Here is a 7821-nt window from a genome sequence, read left to right on the forward strand (position 1 = left end):
AATCGTCAGGTTTTAAGTGGTGGGTAGTTCACTGCACACTTTTATTGTTGTAAATAAAATAGTACAACCCGATAGTTATGCACGTGAATAAGATGTAGCAAAAAGGGGGTGGTTCTATGAATATTGATCCCTTTTGGGCTACATTTTTTGTCGTGCTCGGCGGAGTAATCGGAAAACTAATTGATTTTTTAATGGGCAGACAGCGAAACCAATTGGAAGAAAAAGTGCATTTTATTAATGATATTCAGGAAGAAATCTTACGTTTACAGACACGTGTTACGCACCTGGAAAAGCAAAATTATGACTTGCTTGTCAAAATGGCTGAACTGCAAGCGGAAAATGGCAGATTGCAGGCGGAAAATGAATGGTTAAAAGAGAAGGTAAACGAAATGGAACAGAAGCATTAATGTAGCATAGCAAGGAAATCCGTCAGACAAGCTGCCGGGTTTCTTTGTTATGATACGGAAGAGAGGTATTTTAACTTTTTTGCAACGATTTAAGCAAGAGGAGCACTATAATTAAGAAAGTAAGATTTTGTACCGGAAGAATTAAGGGAGATTTTATCATGAAAAAACGAGTCGGACGATGGATATGTCTTGCTGTTGTGCTGGCGCTCCTCAGTGGGTGCGCGGTTTTTACAGAGCCGAGTCATTTAATGAAGACGCCGGATGCCAAGGGGGATCAGCGGACGATTTACCAGGCTGTGATACGGGCCTTGCCGTCAGGGGCAAAGTTGCTGGCTCCCTCGAAGCCGGAGAAGACAAGCCCAATTGAGTTAAGGGACTTGAATGGCGATGGAGAAGAGGAAGTGATCGCCTTCTATAAAACCAACAAAGAGGATTATGCCATATATACGTTGGTGCTGCGCAAGGAGGGAGACGAATGGAAACGAATAATTGCGGAGCAGAATATGGGACAAACGCTATACTACGCAGACTATCAAGACGTAACAGGAGACGGAAAACTCAATATTATTATAGGCACTGGTAGCGAGGACTCAGTAGAACCGAACGATTTAACCGTCTATGAATTGCAGGGAGATAAATTAAAGCCAATACTACAGCGCCCATACACAGAAGTAGCTGTTGGGAATCTGGATGAGGACAAGGCAGAGGAGCTTGTCGTATTCTTGCATGATCGGGAAAAGATGACCGCTCAGGCACAAGTTTATAAGATGAAGAACGGTTCGTATACAATCGCTGACACGTTGCAGATGGATGGAACGATCAATGGATACGAGCAGGTGGAAATTGGTCGTGCCACCCGAGAAAAATGGGGCGTATTCGTTGATGTTGCAATCGGTGCGCATTCAGCGTATACGGATCTGTTGATTATGGAGAACGGAAAACTAAGGAATGTATTTGCAGCGGGACGAGCAGAGGAAATCGATGGAAAAACATTTAAAGCATACAGTGTTCCTAGTGAAGATATCAATCATGACGGTGTGATGGAAATCGCTACGCTTATCGAACCGCCAGGAGCGGAAGATATTGCAATGGTAAATATACCATGGATCACATCATGGAGTCGCTGGGATGGAAAAGCAGGCCTTATACCTGTACATGAGAACTATAACAATTATGAAATTGGCTTTCGTGTTGATTTTCCGAGTAACTGGACAAACAAAGTAACAGTCCGGACACATGAGAAAGAGAATAGCGGTTCCGTGTCTTTTTATTACACAGGACAAAAAGACGAGGCTGGACAGTTGCCGCTTCTGGCAACCATTGAATATTATGCACGCGGCGTATGGAAAAACAAAGAGAAGAAGCTTACAGAGGAGGGGACACCTTATATTCGTCTGCGGAATGCAGGCGATTACGTGTTCATTGCGTATCTTCCCGCGTCATCCCTGAAGCTTTCAGATTCCGCTAAGGAAGAATATGACCGGATGCAGCTATCACAAGAAGAGATAGAGAGCTTGTTTCAGACAATCCGTTTTTAAATGAAATTGTAAGGAGAAATACGATGACAAAAGTATTATTGCTTGAAGATGAGGAGAGTATTCGAGGATTTGTGCGTGTTATTTTGAAGCGTCAGGGATTTGATATCGTAGAGGCTGCTACGGGAGAAGAAGCGCTTCGCATCGCGGAGCAGAATCCGGATCTTTCCTTGGCAGTGCTTGATGTCATGTTGCCGGGGATTAGCGGTTTTGATGTATGCAGAATACTGCGCGAACAAAATCCTCGCCTGGGCATTATTATGCTGACGGCGAAAAGTCAGGAACGGGATAAGGTGGAGGGGCTCGATTGTGGTGCGGATGATTATATCGCTAAACCGTTCGGGACTGCCGAGCTGCTCGCACGTGTAAATGCACTGTTAAGACGTGTGAACCTGGATGGGGATTCCACTGGCTCTCATACGATTGCATTGGCCCCCTTTCTGCTTTCGGTGGATAAGCGTACGTTGTATAAACAGGAAGAAGAGGTAGAGCTGACGCCAAAAGAGTTCGCCATCGTGAAGTTGCTTATGGAGAAAGCCAATACGGCGGTAAGTCGGGATGATATCATTAATATGGTATGGGGAAGGCATTATATCGGTGATTTGAAGACGGTAGATATTCACATTCGAAGGCTTCGCCAGAAACTCGAAGAAGATCCTTCCCACCCGCAATACATTGAAACGATTTGGGGATTTGGTTATATGTGGAGGCGGGAAGGAAAGCATGAAGGGCATTAAAGGGCGCATTGTCCGTAATTTTGGTATCGTTATTCTCTTAATTACATTGGCACTTGAAGCACTCTTTTTCCTGGCTGTCCGGCAATATTATTATGGCAGTGCCATGGACTCCCTACAAAATCAGGCCGCGGTGGCGACAGCCTATTACAATAAATACGCACTCTCATATAATGTGAAAGAAAAAGCGAAGTATATCTTCGAGTCTGATGCAAGATCTGATTTTCCTGTCTTTGAAGTCATTGATTGGGATCATACAACAGTGATGACATCGTATGGATCGTCCGGACAGCAAATCAATACGCCTGATGTGAAGACAGCGTTAACAGGCGAAACGGGAACATGGCGGGGTGTTTCTTCCGATACAGGAGAGAGCATCATTGCGGTTTCAAATCCGCTTCGAACAGGTTCTAGAACACTCGGTGTTTTGCGGTATACAGTATCAGCCGAAATGATAGATACGACAGTACGCAACATTACAGGCATTGCTCTGCTTAGCGGAATACTTGCTGTCGCATTTGCGTTTGCGTTCAGTATCATTCTGGCGAAGCGTATCGTAAGGCCGATTGAAGAGGTAACAGGAGTGGCAGAGAGGATGGCTGGAGGCGACTTTACGACACGCGCCGTTAAGCGGCATGATGATGAAGTTGGGGCTCTGGCAGAGACGCTGAATTATATGGCAGATGAAATTACGAAAACCGATAAGCTGAAGAATAACTTTATATCTTCTATTTCTCACGAATTGCGTACACCGCTTACGTCAATCAAAGGGTGGGGTGAGACGCTTTTATCGGGAAATCTGCGCGATTATGAGGAGACGATGCTTGGTCTTAGCGTAATGGCGAAGGAGACGGACCGTCTGATTGGTCTGGTAGAAGATTTATTGGATTTCTCCAGGCTTCAGTCTGGAAATATGAAGATGGAGCTGTGCGTGTTTGATTTGCGTACGCTTGCGATAGAAATTAGGGAACAGTTCGGCTTTCATCAGAGGGATAAGAAATTAAAGCTAACGGTACGAACCGAAGTGGAACCTCTGCTGGTATTCGGAGATAGTAATCGGATAAAGCAGGTGCTCGTTAATCTGGTGCATAATGCATATAAATTTACGCCTGCGGATGGAGCGGTGACGGTTACCGTGTATTCAAAGGAAGGGCAGGCTTTGTTGGAAGTGCAAGACAATGGAGAAGGCATGGATGAAGAGGAAGTAAGGCGGGTAACAGAGAAGTTTTATAAAGGGGAGACGAAGCAAGCGGGCAGCGGACTCGGGCTTGCAATTTGTAAGGAAATCATACAGCTGCATAATGGAACGTTACACATCAAAAGCCAAAAGGGAAAAGGCACAACAGTGATTGTCAGTGTGCCTTTATACAAAAAAGAATAAATAATATGAAGAGGTAATGGAGAGCGTAAAAATACTCTTTCGGATGGCCGCTGCTGACTAGAATTGTCCGGAATGGCAACTATTTTTTATAGTATTTGCCGAGCGGTGTTCGCTTAAGGAGCGGCAGTAAAATAAGTGCGAGAATTGCCCCGGTCAGGCTGCTGATAAGAAACGGGGGAATGAATGCAAAAATGCCGAGATGCTTACCTAACAGTAAAGCGGCGATAGGTACCGACAGCAAGGAACCGATGATTCCTGTTCCTATTACTTCACCTATGGCTGCACTGGATGCGTAGCGGGTTTTGCGATAAAGATAGCCGGCAAGCCAGGCACCGATCATACTTCCTGGAAAGGCCAGTATGGTGCCAAGACCAAGCATGTTGCGTACCAGTCCGATCATAAAGGCGATAGTAACGGCCGCACCGGGGCCAAGCAGAATGGCAGAGATAACATTAACGGCATGCTGCACCGGGTACGCTTTAGCAACGCCTGCGGGGAACCAAAGAAAACTGGAACCGAGTGTTCCGATAGCTGTTAATAGTGCCATAAATGTAAGGCGTATGGTAGGTTTCATATTTGTAACTCCTTCCACATTCATGCTTTATAATAAGCGAGTATGAGTATACCGTGATTGTACCGGGGTGTCTACCTCAAGATACTCCTGATAGAAGCATTCATGCTGAGCATTTTTGAAGACCAGCAAATGATTGTGAAAGGGAGATATTTCCTACTATCTATTATGTATATTTCTTTTTTTTTGTGGAATTTTAAGTTTACGAGAGACCAAAATTACCCATATAGGAGGTTTATGATATGCAGACCATATACCAGGCTCATCACCATCGTAGAACAAACGAGCTTGTGGTACCGATGGCCGCATCCGCGCTTGAACAGATGAAGTATGAAATCGCTTCAGAATTCGGGGTGCAGCTTGGACCGGACACAACGTCACGTCAGAACGGTTCTGTAGGTGGCGAGATGACCAGGCGTCTTGTTCGCATGGCAGAGCAACAGATGTTTGGCCGTATCCACTAATCGTATGTACAGCGATATTATGGGATAGCAGGATAGAAGGATGTTCGATGGGCGAACATCCTTCTGTTTGTTCATGCATAAAACAGAAAGTAAAATGAAAAAATCCCCTGTTTTCTTTGTTTAAATCAGGAATTTTTCATTAATTTATAACGATAGCTTGACTTACATTCTCTATTTATTTAGAATTGTTACAAATAGAGAAGAGTTACAACGAACATGAAAGAGGATGATAGAATATGAAGATTATGGTGGTTGCCGGCAGCGCACGGGAGAAATCAAATACGAGGGGACTGGCCCAAACAATAGCAACCCATCTGGAACAGTTGGGTACAGATGTTTTGTTTTTTGATGTAGGGATACATGAACTTCCTATATATAAAGGCAGTACGGAAACAGAGCATCCGAATGCTGTGAAATTGACACGATATGCAGAAGAGGCGGATGCTTTTTTTGTTTGCACGCCGGAGTATCATAGTGGAATGAGCGGTGCATTGAAGAATGCGCTTGATTTTCTGCGAGGAGATTATTTCCGTGGCAAGCCAGCGATGATTGCAGCAGTTGGAGGCGGAGGTAAAGGTGGAATTAATGCACTGAATGATTTGCGTACCGTATTGCGTGGTTTGTATGCTCTTGTGCTGTCTGAGCAATATGTTACTGACGTCGTATGCTATAACGATCGTTGTGAACTTGTACACGAAGACAGCCGAACGAAATTAAGTGATATGGCGCAGCAGTTGGTACACGTAACGAAAGCGTTGGGTAAATAGATGTTTCCTTGCAGCAAAGAGGAGGGAGCAAAAGCATGATGGGCAGGAGCCATCTGGCGCTTGGTGCTCTTGCAGGCGTTGCGGTGGCAAAGCTAACGGGAACCAATATGATAGATGGCGCTGCAGCGGTAATGGTGGCGGCTGTCTCCTCATTAGTGCCTGACTTGGATTCGGATGGACTTTTGACGCGTAAACTGACAGAACGTCCATTGCGTTTTATTCGCTTATTCTCGGGATATATAGGTGTTTTCCTCATTTTGCTAAGCTATTTTCCGGATACGCGCAACGGACAGTTTCTTACCGCATTTGTGGGGTTGATGTTTCTTGGAGTCGGTTTCATATTTAGGGATCATGCTTCGCGTAAATGGATGGTGACGTTACTTGGCCTATTGATTATGGGAAGCGCAATCTACTTGCAATTTGGCGAAAAAATGCTTAATCTGAAACGATTTCCTTACGAAGTGCTGCACTCCGATTATGTGTGGGTGCTTGGACTGGGGTTGTTTATCGCTATTGTCCCGCACTTTTCCCACCGTACATATACGCATACGATTTGGGCGCTGTCGGCGTGGGGATATATATGGTTCTATGCCGAGGTATCTCTTGGAATGCAAGGGCTGTTTCTTTCGGCGGTGTATGGCTATGCATCGCATCTTCTGGCTGATACATTGACTGTGGCCGGGATACGCTATTTGCATCCGTTTCCTCCTCTAATCAAAGTGCCACTTATTCGTACAAAAAAAGACGGGCGCAAGGAAACGGCTGTTGTGCTGATAAGCAGCATTATTGTGCTGCTTGTGTGTTTTGATATGCTTTCTTTATGATTTCTTCTTGAAATTTTAACGTATTCTTAATATAGTTAGGTCGTCAAAGAGAAATGGACGATTATTCGGCCGCCTCTTAGGCGGCCTATTTTCATGAATGTACAAGGATAATTGAGATAAAGGGGTTTAACATTATGACAGAATTAGTTTCGGTTATTGGAACGATCTTCGTGGATTGTAAAGGATTTGCCAGACAAAATTATCAGCCGGATACGCGAAATATCGGTAATGTACAATTCGTGCATGGGGGTGTCGGACGTAACGTGGCAGAGAACCTGGCCAATCTGGACCTTCCGATCGCATTTGTTTCTTCTGTAGATGATTCTGGACTTGGCCAGGAAGTAATGATGCGCCTTAAAGACCTGTCCATTGATACCGAGTATGTGCAACCGTGTCCGGCACAGGGAATGGGGATGTGGCTGGCGATTTTGGATGAGAACGGGAATTTGGCCGGCTCCATTTCCCAAATGCCGGTGTTAGGCGCACTAGAGACGATGATGGAGACACGGGGAGAAGCGCTTGTGCAAGCATCCTCTCATGTTGTGCTGGAACTGGACCTCAACGAGGGAATCGCTCGCCGCGTGCTGTCGCTGGCGCAGCAATACGACCGGCCTGTATATGGCATTCCAGGAAATCTGGAAGTTATTATGAAACACCCTGATCTTTTGATGGGATTGAAATGCTTTATTTGTAATAACTATGAAGCTGACATGCTTCTTGGGCTTGACTTCACTCATATGGATACTGAAGGTCAAATGCATGCATTGACGGATTTCGTGCATCGTACAGGTCTTGTATCCATGGTGGTGACCCTTGGTGAGATGGGCGCGGTATACTATGACAGCCGTAGTGAAAAGATGGGGCATCAACCTGTATTTCCTGTTACATTGGTCGATTCGTCGGGCGCAGGGGATGCATTTTTCTCCGGTACGGTGATGGGATTAATCCGCGGCTTGCCGCTGGAGGAAGCTGTAATTTGTGGAACGAAGGTAGCCGGGTGGACGATCGAAAGTACGGAGAGCAACTGTTCGGCATTGAAAGAGAAAATGCATGCCGATGAATTTTTTCAACAGATGCTTATAAAGTAAAACTTCCATCGACGCCGGAGACGAACCGACGCCCGTTTGGGGCACGGTGT

At 45.3% G+C, this 7821-nt stretch carries 9 protein-coding genes; 8 read left to right on the plus strand and 1 reads right to left on the minus strand.

Going from position 1 to position 7821, the window contains the following annotated elements:
* Nucleotides 1-116 precede the first annotated feature (116 nt).
* From HMPREF0083_RS02435 to HMPREF0083_RS02450, 4 genes are all read left to right on the plus strand, one after another.
* Nucleotides 117-407, plus strand: a complete 291-nt coding sequence (locus HMPREF0083_RS02435; RefSeq protein ID WP_021619387.1) for an MreC domain-containing protein — start codon at nucleotides 117-119, stop codon at nucleotides 405-407.
* 158 nt (nucleotides 408-565) lie between these two features.
* Nucleotides 566-1945 (plus strand): hypothetical protein, encoded by a 1380-nt coding sequence (locus HMPREF0083_RS02440; protein WP_021619388.1) that lies wholly within the window; start codon nucleotides 566-568, stop codon nucleotides 1943-1945.
* Nucleotides 1946-1968: 23 nt separating this feature from the next.
* Nucleotides 1969-2679: a response regulator transcription factor gene (locus HMPREF0083_RS02445; RefSeq protein WP_021619389.1), complete on the plus strand. Its 711-nt coding sequence runs from the start codon at nucleotides 1969-1971 to the stop codon at nucleotides 2677-2679.
* The gene (locus HMPREF0083_RS02450; protein WP_021619390.1) at nucleotides 2666-4057 is read left to right on the plus strand and encodes a sensor histidine kinase; all 1392 of its coding nucleotides are present in this window, start codon (nucleotides 2666-2668) and stop codon (nucleotides 4055-4057) included. Before HMPREF0083_RS02445 ends, HMPREF0083_RS02450 begins: the two co-directional genes overlap by 14 nt.
* Nucleotides 4058-4136: 79 nt before the next feature.
* Here the strand turns inward: HMPREF0083_RS02450 and thiW are convergent, their stop codons facing one another.
* Nucleotides 4137-4631: an energy coupling factor transporter S component ThiW gene (gene thiW / locus HMPREF0083_RS02455; RefSeq protein WP_040301233.1), complete on the minus strand. Its 495-nt coding sequence runs from the start codon at nucleotides 4629-4631 to the stop codon at nucleotides 4137-4139.
* Nucleotides 4632-4870: 239 nt separating this feature from the next.
* Here thiW and HMPREF0083_RS02460 point away from each other — a divergent pair, with 239 nt between their 5' ends.
* From HMPREF0083_RS02460 to HMPREF0083_RS02475, 4 genes are all read left to right on the plus strand, one after another.
* Complete coding sequence (locus HMPREF0083_RS02460; protein WP_021619392.1) at nucleotides 4871-5092, plus strand: alpha/beta-type small acid-soluble spore protein; 222 nt, start codon at nucleotides 4871-4873, stop codon at nucleotides 5090-5092.
* 236 nt (nucleotides 5093-5328) lie between these two features.
* A complete protein-coding gene (locus tag HMPREF0083_RS02465; RefSeq protein ID WP_021619393.1) occupies nucleotides 5329-5859 on the plus strand; it encodes an NADPH-dependent FMN reductase in 531 nt (176 codons plus the stop codon).
* Between the two features lie 35 nt (nucleotides 5860-5894).
* Complete coding sequence (locus tag HMPREF0083_RS26070) at nucleotides 5895-6683, plus strand: metal-dependent hydrolase (protein ID WP_021619394.1); 789 nt, start codon at nucleotides 5895-5897, stop codon at nucleotides 6681-6683.
* A 134-nt stretch (nucleotides 6684-6817) separates the two neighbouring features.
* Nucleotides 6818-7771, plus strand: a complete 954-nt coding sequence (locus tag HMPREF0083_RS02475) for a carbohydrate kinase family protein (protein ID WP_021619395.1) — start codon at nucleotides 6818-6820, stop codon at nucleotides 7769-7771.
* Nucleotides 7772-7821 lie beyond the last annotated feature (50 nt).

It is taken from the genome of Aneurinibacillus aneurinilyticus ATCC 12856, from assembly GCF_000466385.1.
Taxonomy (GTDB): Bacteria; Bacillota; Bacilli; order Aneurinibacillales; family Aneurinibacillaceae; genus Aneurinibacillus; species Aneurinibacillus aneurinilyticus.